20 protein-coding genes and 1 riboswitch are annotated in these 22,310 nt (G+C 68.6%); of the genes, 15 read left to right on the top strand and 5 right to left on the bottom strand.

The window, feature by feature from the left end; genetic code table 11:
- Window positions 1-13: 13 nt before the first annotated feature.
- Window positions 14-148, top strand: a riboswitch (TPP riboswitch).
- The 6 genes from ACJMKZ_RS13910 (at window position 140) to ACJMKZ_RS13885 (ending at window position 5,748) form a co-directional block, all read left to right on the top strand.
- Complete coding sequence (locus ACJMKZ_RS13910) at window positions 140-2,263, top strand: TonB-dependent receptor (RefSeq protein WP_405233802.1); 2,124 nt, start codon at window positions 140-142, stop codon at window positions 2,261-2,263. Its footprint overlaps the riboswitch before it by 9 nt.
- 2 nt (window positions 2,264-2,265) lie before the next feature.
- Complete coding sequence (locus ACJMKZ_RS13905) at window positions 2,266-2,523, top strand: YkoF family thiamine/hydroxymethylpyrimidine-binding protein (protein ID WP_405233801.1); 258 nt, start codon at window positions 2,266-2,268, stop codon at window positions 2,521-2,523.
- Window positions 2,520-3,143, top strand: coding sequence for a nicotinamide riboside transporter PnuC (gene pnuC / locus ACJMKZ_RS13900; RefSeq protein ID WP_405233800.1), 624 nt, complete (start codon window positions 2,520-2,522; stop codon window positions 3,141-3,143). The genes ACJMKZ_RS13905 and pnuC overlap by 4 nt, the downstream gene beginning before the upstream one ends.
- Window positions 3,109-3,960 (top strand): phosphotransferase, encoded by an 852-nt coding sequence (locus ACJMKZ_RS13895; RefSeq protein WP_405233799.1) that lies wholly within the window; start codon window positions 3,109-3,111, stop codon window positions 3,958-3,960. Before pnuC ends, ACJMKZ_RS13895 begins: the two co-directional genes overlap by 35 nt.
- A gap of 95 nt (window positions 3,961-4,055) precedes the next feature.
- Complete coding sequence (locus ACJMKZ_RS13890; protein WP_405233798.1) at window positions 4,056-4,793, top strand: ZIP family metal transporter; 738 nt, start codon at window positions 4,056-4,058, stop codon at window positions 4,791-4,793.
- A 28-nt stretch (window positions 4,794-4,821) separates the two neighbouring features.
- Window positions 4,822-5,748, top strand: coding sequence for an AEC family transporter (locus tag ACJMKZ_RS13885; RefSeq protein ID WP_405233797.1), 927 nt, complete (start codon window positions 4,822-4,824; stop codon window positions 5,746-5,748).
- A gap of 3 nt (window positions 5,749-5,751) precedes the next feature.
- Here the strand turns inward: ACJMKZ_RS13885 and ACJMKZ_RS13880 are convergent, their stop codons facing one another.
- Window positions 5,752-6,543 carry a hydroxyacylglutathione hydrolase gene (locus ACJMKZ_RS13880; protein ID WP_405233796.1) on the bottom strand — a complete coding sequence of 264 codons (792 nt, stop codon included), beginning with the start codon at window positions 6,541-6,543 and terminating at the stop codon, window positions 5,752-5,754.
- Window positions 6,544-6,714: 171 nt separating this feature from the next.
- On the opposite strand from ACJMKZ_RS13880, the gene ACJMKZ_RS13875 reads away from it, so the two are divergent.
- The 3 genes from ACJMKZ_RS13875 to ACJMKZ_RS13865 all read left to right on the top strand — a co-directional run bounded on the left by ACJMKZ_RS13875 (window position 6,715) and on the right by ACJMKZ_RS13865 (window position 10,970).
- A complete protein-coding gene (locus ACJMKZ_RS13875; protein ID WP_405233795.1) occupies window positions 6,715-9,615 on the top strand; it encodes a M16 family metallopeptidase in 2,901 nt (966 codons plus the stop codon).
- Window positions 9,616-9,640: 25 nt separating this feature from the next.
- Window positions 9,641-10,366, top strand: a complete 726-nt coding sequence (locus ACJMKZ_RS13870; RefSeq protein WP_405233794.1) for a histidine phosphatase family protein — start codon at window positions 9,641-9,643, stop codon at window positions 10,364-10,366.
- Between the two features lie 250 nt (window positions 10,367-10,616).
- A complete protein-coding gene (locus ACJMKZ_RS13865) occupies window positions 10,617-10,970 on the top strand; it encodes a high-potential iron-sulfur protein (RefSeq protein ID WP_405233793.1) in 354 nt (117 codons plus the stop codon).
- Window positions 10,971-11,005: 35 nt separating this feature from the next.
- Here the strand turns inward: ACJMKZ_RS13865 and ACJMKZ_RS13860 are convergent, their stop codons facing one another.
- Complete coding sequence (locus ACJMKZ_RS13860) at window positions 11,006-11,389, bottom strand: DUF3253 domain-containing protein (protein ID WP_405233792.1); 384 nt, start codon at window positions 11,387-11,389, stop codon at window positions 11,006-11,008.
- On the bottom strand, window positions 11,382-13,838 hold the full coding sequence (locus tag ACJMKZ_RS13855; protein WP_405233791.1) for an FAD-dependent oxidoreductase: 2,457 nt from the start codon (window positions 13,836-13,838) through the stop codon (window positions 11,382-11,384). Before ACJMKZ_RS13855 ends, ACJMKZ_RS13860 begins: the two co-directional genes overlap by 8 nt.
- Before the next feature lie 134 nt (window positions 13,839-13,972).
- On the opposite strand from ACJMKZ_RS13855, the gene ACJMKZ_RS13850 reads away from it, so the two are divergent.
- Complete coding sequence (locus tag ACJMKZ_RS13850) at window positions 13,973-14,431, top strand: lipocalin-like domain-containing protein (protein WP_405233790.1); 459 nt, start codon at window positions 13,973-13,975, stop codon at window positions 14,429-14,431.
- Window positions 14,428-15,306 (top strand): fumarylacetoacetate hydrolase family protein, encoded by an 879-nt coding sequence (locus ACJMKZ_RS13845; protein WP_405233789.1) that lies wholly within the window; start codon window positions 14,428-14,430, stop codon window positions 15,304-15,306. Before ACJMKZ_RS13850 ends, ACJMKZ_RS13845 begins: the two co-directional genes overlap by 4 nt.
- Here the strand turns inward: ACJMKZ_RS13845 and ACJMKZ_RS13840 are convergent, their stop codons facing one another.
- Window positions 15,307-15,969 (bottom strand): dienelactone hydrolase family protein, encoded by a 663-nt coding sequence (locus ACJMKZ_RS13840; protein WP_405233788.1) that lies wholly within the window; start codon window positions 15,967-15,969, stop codon window positions 15,307-15,309. It lies immediately after the preceding gene.
- A gap of 2 nt (window positions 15,970-15,971) precedes the next feature.
- A complete protein-coding gene (locus tag ACJMKZ_RS13835; RefSeq protein WP_405233787.1) occupies window positions 15,972-16,949 on the bottom strand; it encodes a fumarylacetoacetate hydrolase family protein in 978 nt (325 codons plus the stop codon).
- Window positions 16,950-17,073: 124 nt separating this feature from the next.
- On the opposite strand from ACJMKZ_RS13835, the gene ACJMKZ_RS13830 reads away from it, so the two are divergent.
- The 4 genes from ACJMKZ_RS13830 (at window position 17,074) to ACJMKZ_RS13815 (ending at window position 22,268) form a co-directional block, all read left to right on the top strand.
- Window positions 17,074-17,559 carry an ATP-dependent zinc protease family protein gene (locus ACJMKZ_RS13830; RefSeq protein WP_405233786.1) on the top strand — a complete coding sequence of 162 codons (486 nt, stop codon included), beginning with the start codon at window positions 17,074-17,076 and terminating at the stop codon, window positions 17,557-17,559.
- Between the two features lie 45 nt (window positions 17,560-17,604).
- Window positions 17,605-18,510: a 30S ribosomal protein S6--L-glutamate ligase gene (gene rimK, locus ACJMKZ_RS13825; protein WP_405233785.1), complete on the top strand. Its 906-nt coding sequence runs from the start codon at window positions 17,605-17,607 to the stop codon at window positions 18,508-18,510.
- On the top strand, window positions 18,500-19,549 hold the full coding sequence (locus ACJMKZ_RS13820) for a succinylglutamate desuccinylase/aspartoacylase family protein (RefSeq protein WP_405233784.1): 1,050 nt from the start codon (window positions 18,500-18,502) through the stop codon (window positions 19,547-19,549). The genes rimK and ACJMKZ_RS13820 overlap by 11 nt, the downstream gene beginning before the upstream one ends.
- 391 nt (window positions 19,550-19,940) lie before the next feature.
- Window positions 19,941-22,268 (top strand): xanthine dehydrogenase family protein molybdopterin-binding subunit, encoded by a 2,328-nt coding sequence (locus tag ACJMKZ_RS13815; RefSeq protein WP_405233783.1) that lies wholly within the window; start codon window positions 19,941-19,943, stop codon window positions 22,266-22,268.
- The last annotated feature ends 42 nt before the right edge of the window (window positions 22,269-22,310 follow it).

Below are 22,310 nucleotides of genomic sequence, written 5' to 3'. Positions count from 1 at the left end.
GTGGGTTATAGTAACCCCTCCACAGGGGTGGCCCCAGAGGGCCTGAGACCCGTTGGCGCGGAGCCTTCATTTCCTCCGGCGCCGGCACGGGAACCCTCAGAACCTGATCCGGTTAGTACCGGCGTAGGGAGGAGGATCCATGACAATTCCGTTATCCATCGTCGCCCGTCTCGGCGCTGTCGCCGTTTTCCTGCTGGTTGCCGCGCCCGTCCTCGGTGCAGAGGACGAGGTCATCGAGGAGATCGTGGTCACCGCGGACTTCCGCGAGCGTGAGCGTGCCCGTCTGCCGACCAGCGTCGCCGTGCTGTCGCGGGAGACCGTACGCGAGGCGGCGGTGCAGCACTTCGAGGAGCTGACCCACCTGGTGCCGAACCTGAACTGGGCGGGCGGCAGCAACCGCCCGCGCTACTTCCAGATCCGCGGCATCGGCGAGCGCAGTCAGTACGAGGGAGCGCCGAACCCCTCCGTCGGCTTCCTCATCGACGACATCGACTTCTCCGGCATCGGCGGCATCGCGCTCACCTGGGACGTGGCCCAGGTGGAGGTGCTGCGCGGTCCACAGGGCACCCGCTACGGCGCGAACGCGCTGGCCGGCCTCATCAACGTGCGCTCGGTGGAGCCGGGCCCGCAGACCGAGGGGCGTTTCCGCGTGCTCGCCGGCGGCGACGATGCCCGCGGCGCCAGCGCGGCTTTCGGCGGGGCGCTCACCGGCGCGTCGAGTTTCCGCGTCAGCGCCAACCACTACGAGAGCAATGGCTTCCGCGACAACGCATATCTCGGCCGCGACGACACGAACGGCCGCGACGAGACCGACGGCCGGGCGCGCTTCCGCTGGCAGCCGGCCGACGACCTGCAGGTGGACCTGAATCTGCTCTACGTGGACGTGGACAACGGCTACGACGCCTTCGCCGTCGACAACGGCTACACCACCTATTCCGACGAGCCGGGCCGCGATGCCCAGCGCAGCCGGGGCGGCGCGCTGAAGGTGCGGAAGGACTTCGGCGAGACCGCCAGCCTGACCAGCATCACCTCGGCGGCGCGCTCGGACATCACCTTCAGCTTCGACGCCGACTGGGGGAATCCGGACTTCTGGGCACCCTACACCTACGACTTCGTGACCCGCTTCCTGCGCGACCGGGAAACGATCAGCCAGGAGTTCCGGCTGATGTCCGGTCCGGACGGCGGCCTCGCCGACGGCGTCGTCTCCTGGCTGGCCGGCGTCTATGCGCTGCGTCTCTCCGAAGGCAACAGGGAGGACAGCACGGGCCTGTACGTCGATCCGGCCTTCGGCGCTTTCCCCCTGGAGAAGGACCTGCGCTCGGATTACGAGGCGCTCAGCACCGCCGCTTTCGGCCAGCTGGACTGGACGCCGGCCGACCGCCACGAAATCTCCCTGGGGCTGCGGGTGGAGCACCGGGGCGCCGACTACGTGGACACACTGGACGGCTCACGCCGCAACGACCTCACCGACAGCGAGACGATGCTGGGCGGGCAGCTGAGCTACCGCTACGCGCTCGGCGAGCGCCACGGCACCTACGTGAGCCTGTCCCGCGGCTACAAGGCCGGCGGCTTCAATCTGGGCAGCGTGCCGAGCGAGGACGAGCGCTACTTCGGTCCCGAGTCGCTGTGGAACCTGGAGACCGGTATCCGCTCCGAGTGGCGACCGGGCATCCTCGAATCCAGTCTGACACTGTTCGTCTCCCGCCGGGAGGACCAGCAGATCGGCACCTCGACTCAGCTGGTGCCGGGGGATCCTTCCTCGTTCATCTTCTTCACGGACAACGCCGCCAGCGGCCGCAGCATCGGCCTGGAAGGCGAGGTGCGCTGGGCGCCCCGCGGCGACCTCGAGCTCTGGGCCCGACTCGGCCTGATGCGTGTCGAGTTCGACGAGTACGCCACGCCGGACGGCCTGGACCTCTCCGGCCGCGAGCAGGCGCATGCGCCGAGCTACTCCTTCGCGCTCGGCGCGAGCTGGGAGCACCCGGCCGGCTGGTTCGCCCGGGCCGACGTCACCGGCAAGGACGAGTTCTATTTCTCCGACAGCCACGACCAGAGGTCCGACCCGTATCAACTCGTGAATCTGCGTCTCGGCTACGCGAAAGCCGGCTGGACAGCCAGCGTGTGGGCCCGCAATCTATTCGACGAGCGCTATGCGGTGCGCGGCTTCTTCTTCGGCAACGAGCCGCCGGACTTCCCGAACGAGCGTTACGTGCGGCTCGGCGACCCGCGGCAGATCGGCTTCACCCTGGAATACGGATTTTGAGCATGCAGACCACCATCGACGTGAGCCTCTATCCGCTGGCCGACGAGTTCATCCCGGCCATCGACGAATTCATCGCCCGGCTGAACGCCCGGCCGGAACTCGCCGTGCACACCAACCCCGTGAGCACCCGCGTCAGCGGTGACTACGACGCGGTCTGGGATGCGCTGAAGGCCGAGATACGCGGCACCTTCGAACGCGAGGGCAAGGCCGTGTTCGTGCTGAAGGTGCTGAACGCGGGCGGGGCGGACGCCGGGGCGTGAGCGGCTTCGTCGAGAGACTCGCCGCGCAGGCCGCCTCCATGTCGCCGGTGGAGGCTCTGGCGGTCGCGCTGGCAATCGGTTATCTCGTGCTCGCGGTGCGCCAGAACATCTGGTGCTGGGCCTGCGCCTTCGTCAGCACCGGGCTCTATATCTGGCTGTTCCATGGCGCGGCGCTGTTCATGGAATCCGCACTGAACGTGTTCTACCTGGTGATGGCTGTGTACGGCTGGTACGAATGGCGCTACGGAGGCGCCCGGCATGCCGGCCTGCCCGTCACCGTGTGGCCCCCGGCGCGCCATGGCGCCGCGCTCGGCGTGATTGCCGCGCTCACGGTCGCCAGCGGCGCCTGGCTGGCAGCGAACACGGCTGCGGCCTTTCCGTACCTGGACTCGCTGACGACCTGGTCCGCCGTGTGGGCCACCTTCCTGGTGGCGCGCAAGGTGTTGGAGAACTGGGTGTACTGGTTCGTGATCGACGGCCTCTCGGTGTACCTGTATCTCTCCCGGGGCCTGCCGCTCACCGCGCTTCTGTTCTGCTTCTACCTGGTGCTCATCCCCGTCGGCTTCCTGAGCTGGCGGAAGGACTATGCGAGGACCCGGGATGCTCTCGCGGCCGCCTGAACGGCTGCTGCAGCGCGTGCCGCTGTGGCGGGGAGCGCGCTCGCTCGAGTGCCGGCCCCTGACCGGCGGGCATTCCAACGAGAGCTGGCTGGTGGTGGCCGACGGGGAGGCGGTCGTGCTCCGCCGCGACCGGGAGCGCGTGCCGTCGCCGGTCGTGGATCGGCGCAGGGAGCTGGCGGTGCTCCGCTCGGCGGCCGCGGCGGGGCTCGCGCCGGAGATGCTGTACGCCGACCCCGCGGCGGGGATACTGGTCACCCGCTACCTGGAAGGCGAGAAGCCCGGTCCGGCGCAGATCGGCAGGCCCGAGGTCCTGACGGAGATTGCGGCGCTGCTGCGCCGGGTTCACGCGCTGCCCGATCCGGGGGTGACGTACGGGCTGGCAGAGGCCGGCGAGGTGTACCTGGCCTCCACCCGCAATCCGGCCTTGCGCCGGCGCGGAATGGAGCTGGCAGAGCAACTCGCCGAGCTGCCGGTCGTGCCGCCGGCCGAACGCCGTCTCTGCCACATGGACCCCGTCGCCGGCAACCTGATCCGCACGGCGGACGGGCTGCGGCTGATCGACTGGGAGTTCGCCGTGGCCGGCGATCCCCTGTTCGACCTGGCCGCGGTCATCGCCTATCACGACCTGGGTCCCGCCGCGGCGCTGCATTTGTTGCGGGCGTGGTCCGGGCGGGTGTCGCCGCGCCGTCGGCAGCGGCTGGCAGAACTCATCCGGGCCCACGACGCGCTGCACTGGCTGTGGCTGGCCGCCGGCGGCGACGGACCGAGGGAGCGTGAGAGGGTGGAGCGCCGTCTCGCCGCGGAACCACTGCCCTAGCCACCGCCCTAGCCACCGCCATGGCCACTGCCATGACCGGGGAGGGGCTGCCGGCGCGCGTAGGACTGCGCTCCCGCAGGCGGTAACATCCGCGTGTGAGCGCCTTCTACTGGATACTGGGTAGCGGCATCCTGATGAGCCTGATCGCGCTCGTCGGATCGTTGACGCTCGTGCTCAGCGAGGAGACGCTGCAGCGGCTGCTGCTGCCGCTGGTGGCGCTGGCCGCTGGTTCGCTGATCGGCGGCGCGTTCTTCCACATGCTGCCGGCCGGTCTTGCGCAGGCGGACTCCGTCGAGAGCGTGTTCGTTGCCGCCATTGCCGGATTCACGAGTTTCTTCCTGCTGGAACAGCTGCTGCACTGGCATCACTGTCACCGGGCGAGTTCGGAATGCCGGGCGCCGGTGACCTACCTGATCCTGATCGGCGACGGGCTGCACAATTTCATCGGCGGCCTGGCGGTGGCGAGCACCTTCCTGATCGATATCCGCCTCGGCATTACGGCCTGGATCGCGGCGGCCATGCACGAGGTGCCTCAGGAACTGGGCGACTTCGGCGTGCTGGTGCACGGCGGCTGGCCGAGACGCCGGGCGCTGCTCGTGAATCTGCTGTCGGGACTCGCGTTCCTGGCAGGCGGGCTCGTGACCTGGTTCGCCTCGTTCCGGATCGACGTGTCGCTGCTGGTGCCGTTCGCGGCGGGCAACTTCCTCTACATCGGCGCCGCCGATCTGATTCCCGAGGTCAACCGCCATGCCGTGACACGGTCCAACCTGGTCCACGTGGGCGCGTTCCTCACGGGTATCGCACTGCTTTGGACGGCGAGTCTGCTCAAGTGAGCGACGGACGCAAGGGCGGAGAGCCCGCATGAACGGCATCGTCTCTGCGCTGGTGCCGGTGCTGGTGCTGATCCTCGCCGGCTACGGACTCCGGCGGCTGGCATTCCTGCCCGATGGTGCCTGGGCGGGGATCGAACGGCTCACGTATTTCGTCCTGTTCCCGGCCTTGCTGATCCGCACTCTCGGCGGCCAGCGTCTCGAGGGTGCGCCCTGGCCCGAGGTCATGGCCGTGGTCGTGCCGACCGTGCTGGCGGCGGCCGTCATGCTCCTCGCCTGGCGCCGGCTGCGGCCGGCGACGCCGGGGCCCACGTTCACCTCGGTGTTCCAGGGCGGCGTGCGCTTCAACACCTATATCGCGCTGGCTGTGGCCCAGGCCTACTACGGCGAGGCCGGCCTGGCCATGGGCGCACTGGCCGCCGGGTTCATGATCGTGCTGATCAACCTGCTGTGTGTGACGACGCTGGCCGCGTGGGGAGCCGGAAGCGGCGGACCCGGCCGCCTCCTCCGTCTCGTGCGGGATGTCGCCGGGAACCCCCTGATCGTGGCCTGCGCGGTCGGCTGGTTCCTGAGTCTGAGCGGCATCGGCCTGCCGGGGCTCGCCGCGGACGTGCTCGAGGTGCCCGGCCGCGCCGCGCTGCCGCTGGGACTGCTGGCCGTCGGCGCTGCGCTGCGGCCGGCGGCGGTCCGCGGTCACGTCCGCCACGTCACGGTGGCCTCGGTCGTTCAGTTCGCCGTGAAACCGGCGCTGGCCTTCGCACTGGTCTCCCTGACGGGACTCGCAGGCGCCGCGGCCGGCGCCGTGCAGATCGCGCTCATGTCGCCCACTGCGCCGTCCGCCTACATCCTGGCGGGACAGCTCGGCGGCGACCGGGAGACCATGGCCTCGATCATCACCGCGCAGACGGTACTCGCGTTTCCCGTGATGCTCCTGCTGTCCGGCTTGCTGCCCGGCTGAGCCCTACCAGCTGTTCCTGAGTTCGCGGAGCTTCAGGAATACCTCTTTCGGCGAGGGTTCCGTGGGCAGGTCCGGGAACGCCTCGCGCAGGCGGTCGATGACCGTGCGGCTGCGCAGGCGGAAAAACGTATTGATCTCCTTCTCCTGCGCGAGGTCGGTGACCAGGGCGTCGGCCGGATCCATGTCCTCGACCTCCTGCAGCAGAGCGGCGGCGGCCTCGTTGTCGGGTTCCCTGTCGAGCGTGAAGCGCAGGTTGTTGATCAGATACTCGTGGCCCGGATAGACCCGAGTGCCCTCGTCCAGCCGGTCCAGCTGATTGACGAAGGTCTCGTAGAGTTCTTCCGGATGCCCGCCGTTGTGGCAGTTGCCGGCCCCGGCATTGAACAGCGTGTCGCCGCTGAACAGTGCGGGTGCGTCGGCATGCGCCAGCAGGCAGATGTGGCTCATGGTGTGGCCCGGCGTGTCCAGGCATTCCAGCTCCACGGTCCGGCCCACCCGGATGACGTCGCCGGCGCCGACGCCCCGGTCCATGCCGGGGATGCGGTCGGCGGCGTTGCGATGGGCGATTACTTTCGCGCCGGTGGCGGAGACCAGGCCCTTGTTGCCGCCGATATGGTCCGGGTGCTCGTGGGTATTCAGGAGCTGGGTGATCTCCCAGCCGCGCTCCCGCGCCCGGTCGAGGCACTGGCGGAACTCCAGTGGGTCCACGGCCAGGGCTTCGCCGGTCTCGGGGCAGGCGATCAGATAGTTGAAATTCCGGTAGGCGTTGCCGGTCCAGATCTGTTCGATAATCATCGCGGTCTTCCTTGCCGGCGGTATTGCCGCGGCGTGGGGTGTGGCTCGCCGCCGGCGGCCGGCTACGTCGAAAAGCGGATTGGTTCCCGGTACCATATCGCATTTGCCGCGCGCCATCCCAGGCGCACCGCCGCAGCGGGCGCGGTGCTATCACCGGTACGGAGATACTCGATGAAGAAATGGGGGCTGCTGACCCTGGCGGTCTGGCTGTCTTTCGGTTGCCAGGCATCCGTGGACGTGGAGACCAGCGAGAGCGCCGCCGCGCAGGGGCCCGCTCCCGTGAACGCCGCGGAGACGGGCGACGACGATCGCATCTTCGATCGGCCCTACCTCATGCGGGATCTGGAAAACGGCCTGCGCGTGATCATCGTGCCCACCGACTACCCCGACGTGGTTTCGCTGCAGATCCCGGTGCAGACCGGATCCCGCAACGAGGTGGAGCCCGGCAAGTCCGGCTTCGCCCATTTCTTCGAGCACATGATGTTCCGCGGCACGGAGCGTTTCCCGGCCGAAAGCTACCAGGAGATCCTGAAGAGCGCCGGCGCGGACCAGAACGCCTACACAACGGACGACTACACCAACTACCACGTCACCTTCACGAAGCAGGATCTGGAGACGCTGATCGAGCTGGAGGCCGACCGTTTCCGCAACCTGAGCTATTCGGAAGCGGACTTCCGCACCGAGGCTCTGGCGGTAAAGGGCGAGTACCTGAAGAATTACTCGAATCCCACCCAGAAGTTCTACGAGCGAACCCGCGCGCTCGCGTTCCAGCGCCACACCTACCGGCATACGACCATGGGCTTTTTCGAGGACATCGAGATGATGCCCGAGCAGAAGGAGTACGCCGATCTGTTCTTCGACCGGTGGTACCGGCCCGAGAAGACTTCCATCATCCTGGTCGGCGATCTGGACCCGGACGCCACCTTCGAGCTGGTGGAGAAATACTGGGGCGGCTGGGAGCGCGGGGACTACCAGGCCGAGATCCCGGTCGAGCCGCCGCTGGACGGCCCCGTCTACGAGCACATCACCTGGGAAGCTCAGACCCAGCCCTGGCTGGTAATGTCTTTCCGCGGGCCGGCCTTCGTGCCCACCGAGAAGGACATGCCGGCGCTGGACCTGGCTTCCATGCTGTATTTCTCGGAGTCGTCGGACCTGTATCAGCAGCTGGTCATCGAGGATCAGGTGGTCGACGAATTCTGGACCTACTTCCCCGACCGCAGGGACCCCAACCTGCTGATGATCGCGGCCCGCCTTACCGACGAGAGCCACGCGGCGGCCGTGCGCGACGCCATCGCCGACACGCTGGCCCGGGCGCGCAGCCGGACACCGTCGGCGGAGGAGGTGGACGAGGCCAAGTCGCGCCTGCGCTATTCCTTCGCCTCCGGCATGGACGACTCCGAGGGCATCGCCTCCATCCTGGCGAGCTACGTGCAGTTCGAGCGCACGCCGGAGACCATCAACAAGACCTTCCGCACCTATGCATCGCTGCAGCCGGAAGACGTGAGGCGCATGGCCGACCGTTACTTCACCGATGCCAACCGGGTGCTCGTGACGCTGGCCAGCGATGCCTCGCTGCCGGGCATCGACGGCAGCTTCTCGGTGGACGAGCGTGCGGCGGCGATGGCGCAGGCGGAGGCTCCTCCGGTCAGCCTGCTCGAGCGGCGCTCGGAGACCTCACCGCTGGTGGATGTCTCGTTCCTGTTCGCGACCGGCGCTGCCGACGACCCGCCGGGCAAGAAGGGTCTCGCCGCGCTGACCGCAGCCATGCTCGCCGACGGCGGCTCCCGCTCACGCACCATCCAGGAGATCAATCGCGCCATGTATCCGATGGCGGCCGGTCTCGAGGCCCAGGTGGACAAGGAGATGGTGCGGCTCGCCGGCACCGTGCACAGGGAGAAACTGGACGACTGGTACGAGCTCGCGAGCGCCCAGGTGCTGCAGCCCGGCTTTCGCGAGTCGGACCTGGAGCGGCTGCGCACCCGCGCCATCAACGCCATCCGTACGGGCCTGGTCGGCAACAACGACGAGGAGCTCGGCAAGGAGCTGCTGTATGCGGAGATCTACGGTCCCGAACATCCCTACGGGTCGCTGAACCAGGGCGATATCAGCGACATCGAGTCGATCACGCTGGAAGACGTCCGCGCCTTCTACCGCGACCACTACACGGTCGCCAACCTGACCGTCGGCCTCGCCGGCGGCTATCCGGAGGACTTCGCCGCCCGGGTGTCCGACGACATGGCGCGGCTACCCGCCGGCGAGCCGGATGCGGTCGAGGTGGCGGCGGCGCCGGCGCGGGACGACCGGCGCGCCGTGATCGTGCAGAAGGAGACGCCTGCGGTGGCGGTGTCCTTCGGCTTCCCGATAGACGTCCGCCGCGGCGACCCGGACTGGGTCGCCCTGTGGCTCGTACGCTCCTGGCTGGGCGAGCACCGGTCCGTGTACAGCCACCTGTACCAGCGCATCCGGGAAGCCCGCGGCATGAACTACGGCGACTACGCCTACATCGAGTACTTCCCGCGCGGCATGTTCCAGTTCCAGCCGGACGCCAACCTCGGCCGCCAGCAGCAGATTTTCCAGGTGTGGATCCGGCCGCTGCGGGACAACAACGATGCCCTGTTCGCCACCCGGACGGCGCTGTGGGAGATGGACCGGCTCATCGAACAGGGCATGAGCGAGACCGACTTCGAGGCCACCCGCGAGTTCCTCGGCAAATACGTCGCGCTGCTCGCCAGAAACCAGTCCCGCCGCCTGGGCTACGCCCTCGACAGCCGCTACTACGGCATCGACGAGTTCTCCGATTACGTACGTCGGGGCCTTGCCGAACTCACGCTGGACGACGTCAATCGGGTGATCCGGGAGCATCTCAGCACCGACGACGTGCAGTTCGTGTTCGTCTCGGCCGACGCCGCCGGCCTGGCGGAGGCCATCGCGGCCAATGCGCCGTCGCCCATGACCTACAACAGCGAGAAGCCCGAAGGGCTGTTGGCCGAGGACGAGATGATCGAGGCGCTGCCGCTCGGCATGAAGGCGGAGGACATCCGCATCATCGACGCCTCCGAGGTCTTCGAATGAGAGGCGCGGCAGGCGCGGGTGCGGCATGAGCCGGCTCTACGTCGTCAGGCACGGCCAGGCCCGCTTCTTCACGGACGATTACGATCGTTTGTCGGAGAAGGGTGAAGCCCAGTGCGCGGCGCTGGCTCGTCACTGGCTGGAGCAGGGTCTCGAGTTCCATGCGGCCTGGTGCGGCAGCCTGGTACGGCAGCGGCGATCCGGCGAAACGGTACGGGAGGTGTACCGGGAGGCAGGCCGGGACTTCCCGGAGATTGGCTGCATCCCGACTCTCGACGAGTATCCCGCCGACGACATCATGGACACGTTGCTGCCGCTGTTGCGCGAGAGTGTCCCATCCATCGACGACCTGGCGCGGGCCTTCGAGGCGGCGCGGGACGACCGGGAACGCTATCGCGGATTCCACCGCCTGCTCGAGGCGGTGATGGAGCGCTGGATCGCGCGCGCGTACCCGGACGAGGGCAGCGAGGGGCTCCTGCCCTGGGACGAATTCAGCGGGGGTGTGCGTGCGGCCTTGCGCGACATCATGGCGGACGCGGGCTCCGGCGAGAACGTCGCCGTGTTCACCTCCGGCGGCCCGGTGGGGATCAGCGTGCAGACGGTCCTGGGTGCCCCCGACCGGGCGGCGGCCGAGCTCAACTGGCGCGTGCACAACGGCAGCGTCACCTGCTTCACCTTCAGCGGATCGCGGGTCAGCCTGGATTGCTTCAATGCCACCGATCACCTGCAGGCGGAACTGCTGACGTATCGATGAGCATTGTCTATATTTTGTAGATATACGATTTGGTCATTAAGTTGACGAGGTGGCGTCGCACGGGCATGCTGGTTCGCGAGTGGAGTCGAATTCTCGCAGTCCCCCATACCTCGCTGGACGGCTCCACTCGTATGTCCCCAACCCGCCTCTTCCGCTGGAAGAGTGCACTGGCCGGCGGCGAGAGTCGCCGGCTTTTTTTTTGCCGGGGCGGGTGGCAAGCTTCCATGACGTTCGACAAAGAGGTAGCAACATGTCTGACAAGACCGAAACCGGGCGGCTTACGAACCGCCGTGCCTTTCTTCGCATGACGGCCACCGGGTTGCTCGCCATCCCGGCGGCGGCGCTGCTGCGCCCGGCGCCGGCGGCAGCACAGGAAATGCCGAAGCTCTCGCTGGACAACCCCCAGGCGAAGGCGCTGGGTTACGTTCACGACGCCGCCAACGTCGACAAGAGCAAGCAACCGCGTTACCAGGACGGCCAGAACTGTGCCAATTGCGCCCTGTTCCAGGCCAAGGGTGACGAGGAGTGGGCCGGCTGCTCCATCTTCCCGGGCAAGGCGGTCAACGCGGCCGGCTGGTGCAGCGCTTACGCACCGAAGGGCTGAGCGCCATCTGTCGGGCTTTCTGACCGGCAGGGCAGTCAGTCCATTGTCCGGCTGCAGAGCCGGATGCGTACGGGGCCGCGTGCGGTGGAGCCATCCACGACGCGGCCCTTCTGCGTTATCTCCACCCGGCCGCGGGCGGCGAGCCGTCTCGCGGCCGCGCGGCTCTGCTCCATCAGGGGTTTCCAGTCGTCCCCGCCGACCCGGCGCGCCGGCTCCGAGGGGCAGATGGTCTTGCCGCGGCCCCGGCCCTCCAGCAGCCCGAGGATGGCTGACTCGAGACGATCGTCCGTCGGCGTCAGTCGACGCGCGCGGCAGGCGCGCGAGCAGTAACGAACGTTCTCCCAGTCCCGAGCCCATTTCCGCCGCCATTCGATGCGGCGCCCGCATACGGCGCAGAATTTCTCGCGGGCATCACTCATCGCGCGGTGACGCGCCGGACGTTCGCGCGAGCGCAATCACCCGCGCGGCGGCGGCGATGCCGGACAGCCACGCGTTCTCCACCCGCGATTCGCCGGCACACCAGTCCCCGCACAGGACCAGCGAACGCGGTTCGTCGACCAGTGCGCCCGTCTTCCGCGGGGCGGAGGTCCGGGCGTAGCGCCAGCGGTGGAATACGGCCGTGGCGCGGTCCAGCGTGATGTCGGTCAGCGCCTCGAAACGGCCGCAGAGGGCGTCGATGGCTGCTGCAGGCTCGAGGTCGACGCTGGCCGCAGACCATTCGGCCGTGCCGTGCAGCACCCAGGTGGGACGGCCGGTGCGGCCCGGCTTGCTGTGGTCGGCTGCAGTCCAGGCGAGCACCTCGTCCGCGACGAAGGCCGCATCGAACGCTGCCCGCTCTTTGCCGACGGGGCTGGCCGCGACCGCCAGGCAGGGCGAGAACGGCACCGCCGCGGCCTGCCGCGCCAGTTCCGGAGACACCGGCCGGACAAGGTCCGCAGCCTGGGGTGCCGGTGCGCTGACGATCAGCGCATCGTACAGCGCGTCGTACTGACCGGTGTCCTGATCGCCATCGCCATGCAGGCGCCAGCCGCCGTCGGCATGCTCCAGCCCCTCGATCCGCGTGCGGAAACGCACGTCGAGGCCTGCGCCGAGATGCCCTGCCAGCGCATTCATGCCCGGGATCGCCACCAGGCGCTCGCCGCCGGATGCGGTCGTCAGGCAACCGTCGGCGGCGATATGGCCGAGGCGAGCGGCCCACGGCCCGACCACGCCGTCGTGCCGCCAGGAGCGGACGTGGCGGCGGAAAGCCGCGTCCCGCGACGTGAAATACTGCGCCCCGTGGTCGAAGCGTCTTTCTGCCTCGCGCCGGGTTGCCGTGCGGCCGCCGGGACCGCGGGCCTTCTCGAACACGGTCACGGCGTGGCCGGCGTCGGCCAGATTGCGGGCGGCCGCGAGCCCGGCGATACCGGCGCCGACGACCGCGACGCGGAGCCGCCGCCCGGAGGCCGGGCGATCGATGCGACGGGCGCAGGCCGCCAGATCCAGCCGGCGGGCGTGCGATTCAGTGTCCCTGGCACGGATACGGCCGAGCACCGCGCGCTCGGGACTGAAGGGGCGGTCCAGCGCGCCGAGTGCCCAGAGCAGGCCGCCGTAGGAGTTCGGGTCGTTGCCGTCCAGGGCGTAGCGGTGGTTGAGATCGATCAACGCCGCCATCGCGGTCTCCGGGGTGCGCGTCCAGAGCGGGATAGCCTTGGCCCAGGTCATGCGCAGATTGTTGTGCAGCTCTCCGTGGCGCAGCAGCGAGGCTTGTGCCGTGTCCCAGAGGGCGTCGCCCGAGCGGCCGCGGGCCAGCGTCTCCAGGGAGAAATCCCGGGCGCGCGGGTCTTGCCGGCGGGCTTCCAGCGTCGCCCGCGCCCAGCGGGGCAGTGCGTCCAGGGTCTCCAGCACCTCGCGGTGGTAGCAGAAGTTGTGCGCCAGCTCCCGCCAGACGAGCAATTCGTCCAGGAATTTGTCTGCGCCCTTACCGCCCTTCGCGGCGGCGTCCCGCGCCATCCGGAACGGCGATATCTGTCCGTAATGGAGATAGGCACTCATGCGCGAGACGCCGTGGGGCGGCTCGATGGCGGCATCGTTGCGCAGCGTGTCGTAGTCGTCCAGTCCCTGGTCGAGGAACCGCCGCCACCGTTCGGCCGCCGCCGTGGCGCCGCCGCGCGTGTGGAAGACGGGCCAGACGCCGTGATCGATGTCGCAGCCGGCGATCACTTCGAGCAGCTCCCGGTCGTCCCGGTCGGCGAGGCCGTCGATGCCGGCAATATCGCGGCAATCGGCGTCGGCGAGCCCGACGCTCGGCGCCGCCTTGCCCGGCCACGGTGCCTCGGCCCGGGCCGCCTGTTCCCGGCCCACCGCTTCGCGGAAGCGGAAGGCCCGGTCGAAGGGCCGCCCGACCAGCCGCATCGGGTACACGCAGCGACTGTCGACGGCCCATGCGGCGCAACCGCTCCGCGCCGCCAGCGCTGGTTGCCAGCGGTCGAACGGCGGCACTGGCATTTCCTCGAAGATGACCGCCGCCGCATGCCGGCAAAGCACCGGCAGCGGGGAAGTGGCGCCGGCCTGCCGGGGCAGATGGAAGACGTAGCGGATGCCGCGCCCGGCCAGGGCGCGGGCGACGTCCCGCGCCCCCTGCAGGATGAACAGGTGGTGCCGGTCGGAGTTGTAGCGGTGGCGGCCGGCCAGGCCCTGATAGACGAGGACCGGCAGCCCGTGCGCCGCGCCGACGGCCAGCGCCGCCTCCAGGGCCGGGTTCTCCGCGGCGCGCATGGCGTGATGCATCCAGTACAGGACGTAGCGCCCGCGGCGGACCGGGGCCGCGTTCAGCGCGCGCCGTCTTTCCTCGAGATAGGCCGGCAGCGCCGGCGCGTCGGGCTCCATGGGTATCTCCGTATGGGGAGGAGCGGGCAGGGAAGGCTAGCCGCAGGGCCCATCCGCTACAATCTCCCGGACGGCGGACGACGGCCGTGCCGAGCCTGTGACCAAGAATCCACCTCGGATGGGAAGGAGATGACGTGCATATAACCGCAGAAGACCTGGTCGGCGCCTGGAAACTCGAGCGCTGGGAGATCAGCTATCCTGCCACCGGCCGTGTGACCCGGCCTTTCGGCGAGGATGCCACCGGGATGATCCTGTACACGCCGGACGGCTACATGTCGGCCGTGCTGGCCGAGCGCGACCGGGGCTCGTTCTCCACCCCGGTCGTGCCGAAAGCGCCGGACGCGGAGAAGGTGCGGGCCTTCGACGGTTACATGCACTACGCGGGCCGCTACTTCGTGGTGCAGGGCGACGTCCACCACGAGGTCGAGTTCGCGCTGAACATGGACCTGATCGGCACCACCCAGATCCGCGAGGCCGAGCTCGACGGCGACCGTCTCACGCTGTCCGCCGAGGAGCCGCTGCAGGGCGGTGAGATGCGCCGCCACCGTCTGCAGTGGATCCGCGCCTCCATGGCCGGTGGACTGCCCGGGTGAGGATCGCGAGCTTCCGCCACCGGGGCCGGCCGAGCTACGGTGTCGTGCGCGCCGGCGGGATCGTGGATGCCGGCAGGAAGCTCGGCGTGGAGCTTCCCGACCTGAGAAGCGTCCTGGCTGCCGATGCTATCGACGAACTCCACGCGCTGGCCGCGGACGCCGAACCGGACCTGGCCCTGGCCGAGGTGGAATTGCTGCCCGTGATCACCGACCCGGACAAGATCCTCTGCGTCGGCATCAACTACCGGCCCCACGTGGAGGAGACCGGCCGCGACGCGCCGGAACACCCGGTACTCTTCACCCGCTTCCCCGGCTCCCAGGTCGGTCACGGCCAGCCGCTGGTGCGGCCGTCGGTGTCGCACAAGTTCGACTACGAGGGCGAGCTGGCCGTCATCATCGGGCGCCGCGGGCGCCATATCGCCCCGGAGGGGGCGCTGCGCCACGTAGCCGGTTACTCCTGTTTCAACGACGGCAGTGTGCGCGACTTCCAGCGCCACAGCTCCCAGTTCACCGCCGGCAAGAACTTCGCGCGCAGCGGCGGCTTCGGGCCCTGGCTCACCACGGCCGACGAGATCGGCGATCCGGCCCGGCTGACGCTGGAGACCCGGCTGAACGGGGCGGTGATGCAGTCCGCCGACGTGGCGGATCTCATCTTCGATGTGCCGGCGCTGATCGGCTACTGCTCCACCTTCACCGAGCTGCTGCCGGGGGACGTGATCGTCACCGGCACCCCGGGCGGCGTGGGCTACGTGCGCAAGCCGCCCGTCTATCTGCAGCCGGGCGACGTCGTGGAGGTCGATATCCCCGGCGTCGGCGTGCTGCGTAACGGCGTCGTGGACGAAGTCGACGTCCTCAGCGGCAGGGAACCCGACTGATCAGCCGAGGTGGCGTTTGAGGAAGTCGGTGGTCCGCCCGAAAGCGAGACACGCCGCCTCCGGGTCGTAGTCGCCGCGTTGGTCGCAGTTGAAGCCGTGCCCGACCCCCTCGTAGACGTGCACGACGGCCTCCGGGTTGGCCGCCCGCACCTGCTCCACCTGCTCCATGGGGATGTGGGCATCGCGTTCGCCGTAGTGGAGCATCACCGGGCAGGCGGGCGAGAGGTCGGTCATGTTGTGGATGCCGCCGCCGTAGTAGCCCACCGCCGCTGCCACCGGCAGCTCGGCAGCGCAGCGGTAGGCCTGTGCGCCGCCCCAGCAGAAACCGACCACGCCCACCTTGCCGCCGCGGGTCGCCTGCTCGAGGCCGGCGGCCAGGTCCAGGATGGTCTGACGCGGGTCCAGGCGCCCGACCAGCTCCCGCCCGCGTTCGACGTCCGAATAATCGACGGTGATGTCCTTGCCGAGCCGGTCGAATACCGCCGGCGCGACGGCCAGGAAGCCGGCCTCGGCGAACTGGTCGCACACGTCGCGGATGTGGCTGTTGACGCCGAAGATCTCCTGGATGACGAGCACTCCGCCGATGGGCGAGCCTCCCGGCGGTGCGATGGCCGCACCGAGAGCGTGACCGTCGGCGGCCGTCAGCTCGATGTCGTGCGCCATGCTCAGGCCTCCACGATCTTCTGGTCGATGGCGCCGAAGATGCTGTTGCCGTCGGCGTCGAACATCTCGATGCGGACCCGGTCGCCGAAGCGCAGGAAGGGCGTCTTCGGAGCGCCGTCCTCGATGGTCTCCAGCATGCGCCGCTCGGCGATGCAGCTGGAGCCGCGGCTGCGGTCGTAGTTCGAGATGGTGCCGGAACCGATGATGGTGCCCGCGCCGAGACGGCGGGTCTTCGTCACGTGCTCGATCAGCTGCAGGAAGTTGAAAGTCATGTCCACGCCGCACTCCGGCCGGCCGAATTCCTCGTCGTTCAGGGTGGTCACCAGCGGCAGGTTGAAGGTGCCGTCCTGCCAGGCCTCGCCCAGTTCGTCCGGCGTGACCGCCACCGGCGAGAAGGCGGTCGAGGGCTTGGACTGGTAGAAGCCGAAGCCCTTGGCCAGCTCGCCCGGTATCAGGTTGCGCAGAGAGACATCGTTCACCAGCATCAGCAGCCTGATGTGGCCCGCCGCCTCGTCGGCGCCGGTGCCCATCGGCACGTCGTCGGTGATCACCGCCGTCTCGGCCTCCATGTCGATGCCGTAGTCCTCGTCCGGCACCGGAACGTCTTCCAGCGGTCCGAGGAAGTCGTCGGAGCCGCCCTGATAGACGAGCGGGTCGTGCCAGAAACTCTCCGGCATCTCCGCGCCCCGCGCCTTGCGCACCAGTTCGACGTGATTGACGTAGGCGCTGCCGTCCACCCAGTGGTAGGCCCGCGGCAGCGGCGCGGCGAGGTCGGCCATATCCAGGTCGAAGGCGCCGTCTGCGCTGTCTTCGTGCAGCGCGTCGGAGAGCGCCTGCAGTCGCGGCGCCGTGGCCGCCCAGTCGTCCAGTGCGGCCTGGAGGGTGGCGGCGATGCCATCGGCTGCGACGGCCCGTTTCAGGTCGCGGCTGACGACGATCAACCGGCCGTCGCGTCCGCTCCTGAGGCTGGCGAGTTTCATGCTATTCCCCTGTCAGTCTGTAGCGTGATCGGTGTGTGTCGAATTGTCCGATTCGGGCGAAGCATGGTAGACAGGAAGCGGGACAGTCGCAATTGGATCACAACTTGCACCACAACCGGACGCCATGAGCAGACAGGACGCGCCCTGGATCGTGGGCTGGCGCGAATATCTCGATCTCCCGGATCTGGGCCTCACCCGCGTCAAGGCCAAGGTGGACACGGGTGCGCGCACCTCTTCCCTGCACGCGGTGGACATCGAGCACTATCACGAGGACGGCCGCGAGCGCGTGCGCTTCCTCGTGCATCCGCAGCATCGTTCGGACGATCTGGAAGTGGTCTGCAGCGCGAATGTGGTCGATCGCCGCGGTGTGCGCAGTTCCATCGGTCATCGCCAGCACCGCGTCGTGATCGAGACCACACTGCAGCTCTCGCCGGAACTCGTCTGGCCCATCGAGGTGACGCTGACCTCGCGTTCCGACATGCGTTTCCGTATGTTGTTGGGCAGGACGGCGCTGCGCGGGCATATGCTCGTCGACCCCGGACGCTCCTACCTCACCGGCGGGCGTCCTCCGCGGCTCGACGCAGCGCGGCGGCACCGAAAGAAAAGTTGAAGTGGCCGCAGGGGGCTGCCCCGGCGGCGGAGGAGGATCCGTATCTTGAAGATCGCAATACTCTCGCGCAGACGCTCGATCTACTCCACGCGACGGCTCGTGGAAGCGGGTGAGGAGCGTGGCCACGAGATGCAGGTCATAGATCACCAGCGCTGCTACATGGACATCACCTCGCACAAGCCGGCAGTGCATTACAAAGGCAACTCGCTGAAGGGATTCGATGCGGTGATACCACGCATCGGCGCCTCGGTGACGTTCTACGGCACCGCGGTGCTGCGCCAGTTCGAGATGATGGGCGTCTTCCCGCTGAACGAGTCGGTGGCGATCAGCCGCTCCCGGGACAAGCTGCGTTCCCTGCAGTTGCTGTCGCGGCGCGGTATCGGCCTGCCGGTCACCGGCTTCGCCAATTCGCCGGACGACACCGAGGATGTGCTGAAAATGACCGGCGGCGCGCCGGTGGTCATCAAGCTGCTCGAAGGCACCCAGGGCGTGGGCGTGGTGCTGGCGGAGACTCGCAAGGCGGCCACCAGTGTAATCGAGGCGTTTCGCGGACTGAACGCGAACTTCCTCGTGCAGGAGTTCATCGCCGAGGCGGGCGGTGCGGACATCCGTTGCCTCGTGGTGGGCGGCAAGGTGGTCGCGTCGATGAAGCGCCAGGGCAAGGAGGGCGAGTTCCGCTCCAACCTGCACAGGGGGGGCTCCGCCTCGCTGGTGCGTATCACGCCGGAGGAGCGCTCCACCGCCGTGCGTTCCGCGAAGATCATGGGGCTGAACGTCGCCGGCGTGGATATCCTGCGTTCCAACCACGGCCCGGTGGTGATGGAGGTGAACTCCTCGCCGGGTCTGGAAGGCATCGAAGCGGCAACCGGCAAGGACGTGGCCGGCCTGATCATCGGCTTCATCGAGAACAACGCGAAGCCCGGCAAGACGAAGACCAAAGGTGTCGGCTGAGCGGAGCGGGGCGGGCGGCCGTCCCATTGAGATCGGCGGCCATACCGTGCGTCCGGGCGAACGGGCGAGCATCGACCTGCCGGCGGCGGATCTCTACACCCACACGGAGATGACCATGCCCGTGCAGGTCATCAACGGCCGGCGGGCAGGACCCGTACTGTTCGTCTCGGCGGCAGTGCACGGCGACGAGATCAACGGGGTGGAGATCATCCGCCGCCTGCTGAAGCTGCGCACGCTGCGCAGCCTCCGGGGCACACTGCTGGCGGTGCCGGTGGTCAACGTGCTCGGTTTCCTGAACATGTCGCGCTACCTGCCGGACCGCCGCGATCTGAACCGCTCCTTCCCGGGCAGCGAGAGAGGGTCGGCGGCGGCGCGCCTCGCGAACCTCTTCGTCACCGAGATCGTCGACAAGGCCGACTACGGCATCGATCTGCATACGGGCGCCATCCATCGCGCCAACCTGCCGCAGATCCGTGCCGACCTGGATCACGAGGAGACCCGGGGACTCGCCAGCGCCTTCGGCGTACCGGTGATGGTCAACGCGTCGGTGCGGGAGGGTTCCCTGCGCGAGCTGGCGGCAAGCAGGGGCGTGCCCCTGCTCCTGTACGAGGCGGGCGAGGCGCTGCGCTTCGACGAGCTCGCCATCCGCGCCGGCGTGCGCGGCATCCAGCAGGTGATGCGCCGCCTCGGGATGCTGCCGGCCGGCAAGTCGAAGCGCCGCGAATCCAGACCGGTTACCGCACTCGACAGCGGCTGGATCCGCTCGCCCCAGAGCGGCATCGTGCACGCCGCCGTGCGCCTCGGCGACTACGTGAAGAAAGGCGACGTCATCGCCAACGTTCGCGATCCTCTCGGCTCCTCGGACACCGTCATCCGCGCGGCCGACGACGGGGTGGTCATCGGGCTGTCGAAACTGCCGCTGGCACACGAAGGCGACGCCATCGTGCACGTCGCGGCCTTCGATCAGCCCACGCGGGTCGCCCGCAGCGTGGAGGAGTTTCACCGCGGTCACGGGGGCGACGAATCGGCGACCGGGTGACCGACGGACGGGGTGCCGGCGTAGGTCGATTATGTTGCACTGCCGCGACAGAAATACGTCATTCTGTCCCTGAAATTTGACACTCCGTGGGGTTTCTGCCACCTTTCAAATTCCGACAATTTGATCGACCGTCGCGTGCCGGGTATACGACCTTCAGGTAAACACTGGGGCGGGGGAACACGATGCACTGATCCCGTCACGACGATGGACACCGCGGCCCCACTGGGGCCGCTTTTTTGTGGCGGAACGCGAACGGCCGCCAGGCCGCCAGGCCACCACCCACTCGATAGCGGCAGGCTGCTTCCTGACAGCGGATCGCCGCCCATTTGAATTGCCGCCGGCCGCAGCGCAGAATCCCGCGGATCGACGTCGGCAGCAAAGGGAGCAGGGGATGGGCAAATTCGGCACCGGACAGGCAATCAGGCGTGTCGAGGATCAGCGTTTCCTCACCGGTACCGGCCGTTACCTCGACGACGTGGTACCTGCGGATGCGGCCGTGCTGTATTTCCTGCGTTCGCCTTTTCCGCACGGCGTCATCAGCGAACTCGATCTGGACGAGGCGCGCGAGGCGCCGGGCGTGCTGGCGGTCTATACCGCCGCAGATCTGGCGGACGCCGGCTTCGGCGATCTGCCGGGATCGTCAGTGCCGAAGAGCGACGGGCATCCCGGACACGCCGCGGTGCAGCAGCCTCCGCTCGCGCGCGAGGTGGTGCGTTACGTCGGCGAACCCGTGGTCGCCATCGTGGCCGAGACTCTCGCCGCAGCCAAAGACGCCGCCGACCTGATCCTGTTCGACGTCGACGAACTCCCCGCGGTCACCGGCCTGGCCGATGCGCTGGCCGACGGCGCGCCGCGCGTGCACGACGACGTGGACGACAACCTGCTCGGCATCATGACCCACGGCAATGCGGCGGCCACGGACGAGGCGTTCGCCGGCGCCGAACACGTGGTCGAACTGGAACTCGTCAACAACCGGCTCGCGCCGACGGCCATGGAGCCGAGGGGCTGCGTGGCCGTGTACGACGGCGGCGAGGATGCCTACACGCTGTATCAGGGCTGCCAGGGCGTGCACAACCTGCGCAAGCACGTGAGGGCGGCCACCGGCATCCCGGAGGACCGGCTGCGCGTCGTCTCGCCGGACGTGGGCGGCGGCTTCGGCCTGAAGATGTTCCTGCAGTGCGAGACCGTTGCCGCGCTGCACGCGACGAAGGATCTCGGTCGGCCCGTGAAGTGGCTGGCGGAGCGCTCCGAGAGCTTTCTGTCCGACCTGCACGGCCGCGATCAGGTGTCCCGCGCCGAACTCGCCCTGGACGGCGAGGGTCGCTTCCTCGCCATGCGGGTGCGGACCGACGGCAACGTGGGCGCGTACACCTCCCAGGCGGGCGCGTTCATCCCGTGGTTCGGCGCGGTCATGCTTACCGGTGCCTATGCCATCCCGGCGGCTTACGCCGAGATCCGCCTGGCGGTGACGAATACCGTCCCGGTGGATGCCTACCGGGGCGCCGGCCGCCCCGAGGCGATCTACCTGGTCGAGCGCTTGGTGGACAAGGCGGCGCGTGAACTCGGCATCGATCCCGCCGATATCCGGCGGCGTAACTTCATCCCTCCCGAGGCCTTCCCGTACCAGACCGTGACGGGACAGGTGTACGACTCGGGCGAATACGCGCGTCTGCTGGATGCCGCGCTCGAGCGTGCCGACCGGGCGGGCTTCGAAGAGCGGCGCAAGGCCTCCGCGGCGAAGGGCCTGCTGCGGGGGATCGGACTCAGCTATTACGTCGAGATCTGCTCGGCCATGGGCGGGGAGGACACCCATGTGCGCTTCGAGGAGGACGGCACGGTGACCGTGCTCATGGGCACCCAGTCCACCGGTCAGGGCCACGAGACCAGCTACGGTCAGATGGTGGCGGCGGGGCTGGGCGTGCCGCTCGAGAGCATCCGCGTGCTGCAGGGCGACACGAAGACCATTCCCACGGGCCAGGGCACCGGCGGGTCACGATCCATGGCGATAGGCGGCTCGGCGCTGACGCGCACGGTGGAGACCGTGGTCGAGTCCGGCAGGAAGATCGCGGCAGGGCTGCTGGAGGCGGACGCCGAGGACATCGAGTTCGAGGACGGCGATTACCGGATCGTCGGCACCGATCGGGTGGTGGCGCTGCCGGAGGTGGCCAGCGCGTCGTTCGACGACGCGGCGCGGCCGGAAGACGCCCGGCCCGGTCTCGCCTCCAGCGAGCATTTCACGCCCGAGGCCGGCACGTTCCCGAACGGTTGCCACGTCTGCGAGCTCGAGGTGGATCCGGAGACCGGGATGATCGGGATCCTGCGCTACACCGTGGAGGACGACGTCGGCAACGTGATCAACCCGCTGATCCTGGAAGGACAGATCATGGGCGGCATCGCGCAGGGGCTCGGCCAGGCCCTGTTCGAGGAGGCCGTCTACGACCAGGACACCGGCCAGCTGCAGACGGCCACTTTCATGGACTACACGATGCCCCGCGCCGACCGACTGCCGGGCATCGATTTCCACTACACCGAGGTACCGTCGCCGCGCAATCCGCTGGGCGTGAAGGGAGCGGGGGAGGCCGGCACCATCGGCGCGCCGCCGGCCCTTGTGAACGCCGTGATCGACGCGCTGGCCCCTTACGGTATCGAGCATCTCGACATGCCGCTCACGCCCATGAAGGTGTGGCGGGCAATCCGGGCGGCGCGGCCGGCGGCGTGATAAGCCTGAGGTGATGCGGCGACCTTTGCGATGCGGCCTGTG

This window comes from Lentisalinibacter salinarum (assembly GCF_040706555.1).
Lineage (GTDB): Bacteria > Pseudomonadota > Gammaproteobacteria > Steroidobacterales > Woeseiaceae > Lentisalinibacter > Lentisalinibacter salinarum.
Note: the sequence above shows the minus strand (reverse complement) of the source record. Positions and strands in the feature narration are given on the sequence as shown.

Coding starts and splice junctions, on each gene's coding strand:
- ACJMKZ_RS13910 (WP_405233802.1), top strand. CDS start 140: ATGACAATTCCGTTATCCATCGTCGCCCGTCTCGGCGCTGTCGCCGTT.
- ACJMKZ_RS13905 (WP_405233801.1), top strand. CDS start 2,266: ATGCAGACCACCATCGACGTGAGCCTCTATCCGCTGGCCGACGAGTTC.
- ACJMKZ_RS13895 (WP_405233799.1), top strand. CDS start 3,109: ATGCGAGGACCCGGGATGCTCTCGCGGCCGCCTGAACGGCTGCTGCAG.
- ACJMKZ_RS13885 (WP_405233797.1), top strand. CDS start 4,822: ATGAACGGCATCGTCTCTGCGCTGGTGCCGGTGCTGGTGCTGATCCTC.
- ACJMKZ_RS13880 (WP_405233796.1), bottom strand. CDS start 6,543: ATGATTATCGAACAGATCTGGACCGGCAACGCCTACCGGAATTTCAAC.
- ACJMKZ_RS13875 (WP_405233795.1), top strand. CDS start 6,715: ATGAAGAAATGGGGGCTGCTGACCCTGGCGGTCTGGCTGTCTTTCGGT.
- ACJMKZ_RS13870 (WP_405233794.1), top strand. CDS start 9,641: ATGAGCCGGCTCTACGTCGTCAGGCACGGCCAGGCCCGCTTCTTCACG.
- ACJMKZ_RS13865 (WP_405233793.1), top strand. CDS start 10,617: ATGTCTGACAAGACCGAAACCGGGCGGCTTACGAACCGCCGTGCCTTT.
- ACJMKZ_RS13860 (WP_405233792.1), bottom strand. CDS start 11,389: ATGAGTGATGCCCGCGAGAAATTCTGCGCCGTATGCGGGCGCCGCATC.
- ACJMKZ_RS13855 (WP_405233791.1), bottom strand. CDS start 13,838: ATGGAGCCCGACGCGCCGGCGCTGCCGGCCTATCTCGAGGAAAGACGG.
- ACJMKZ_RS13840 (WP_405233788.1), bottom strand. CDS start 15,969: ATGGCGCACGACATCGAGCTGACGGCCGCCGACGGTCACGCTCTCGGT.
- ACJMKZ_RS13835 (WP_405233787.1), bottom strand. CDS start 16,949: ATGAAACTCGCCAGCCTCAGGAGCGGACGCGACGGCCGGTTGATCGTC.
- ACJMKZ_RS13830 (WP_405233786.1), top strand. CDS start 17,074: ATGAGCAGACAGGACGCGCCCTGGATCGTGGGCTGGCGCGAATATCTC.
- ACJMKZ_RS13815 (WP_405233783.1), top strand. CDS start 19,941: ATGGGCAAATTCGGCACCGGACAGGCAATCAGGCGTGTCGAGGATCAG.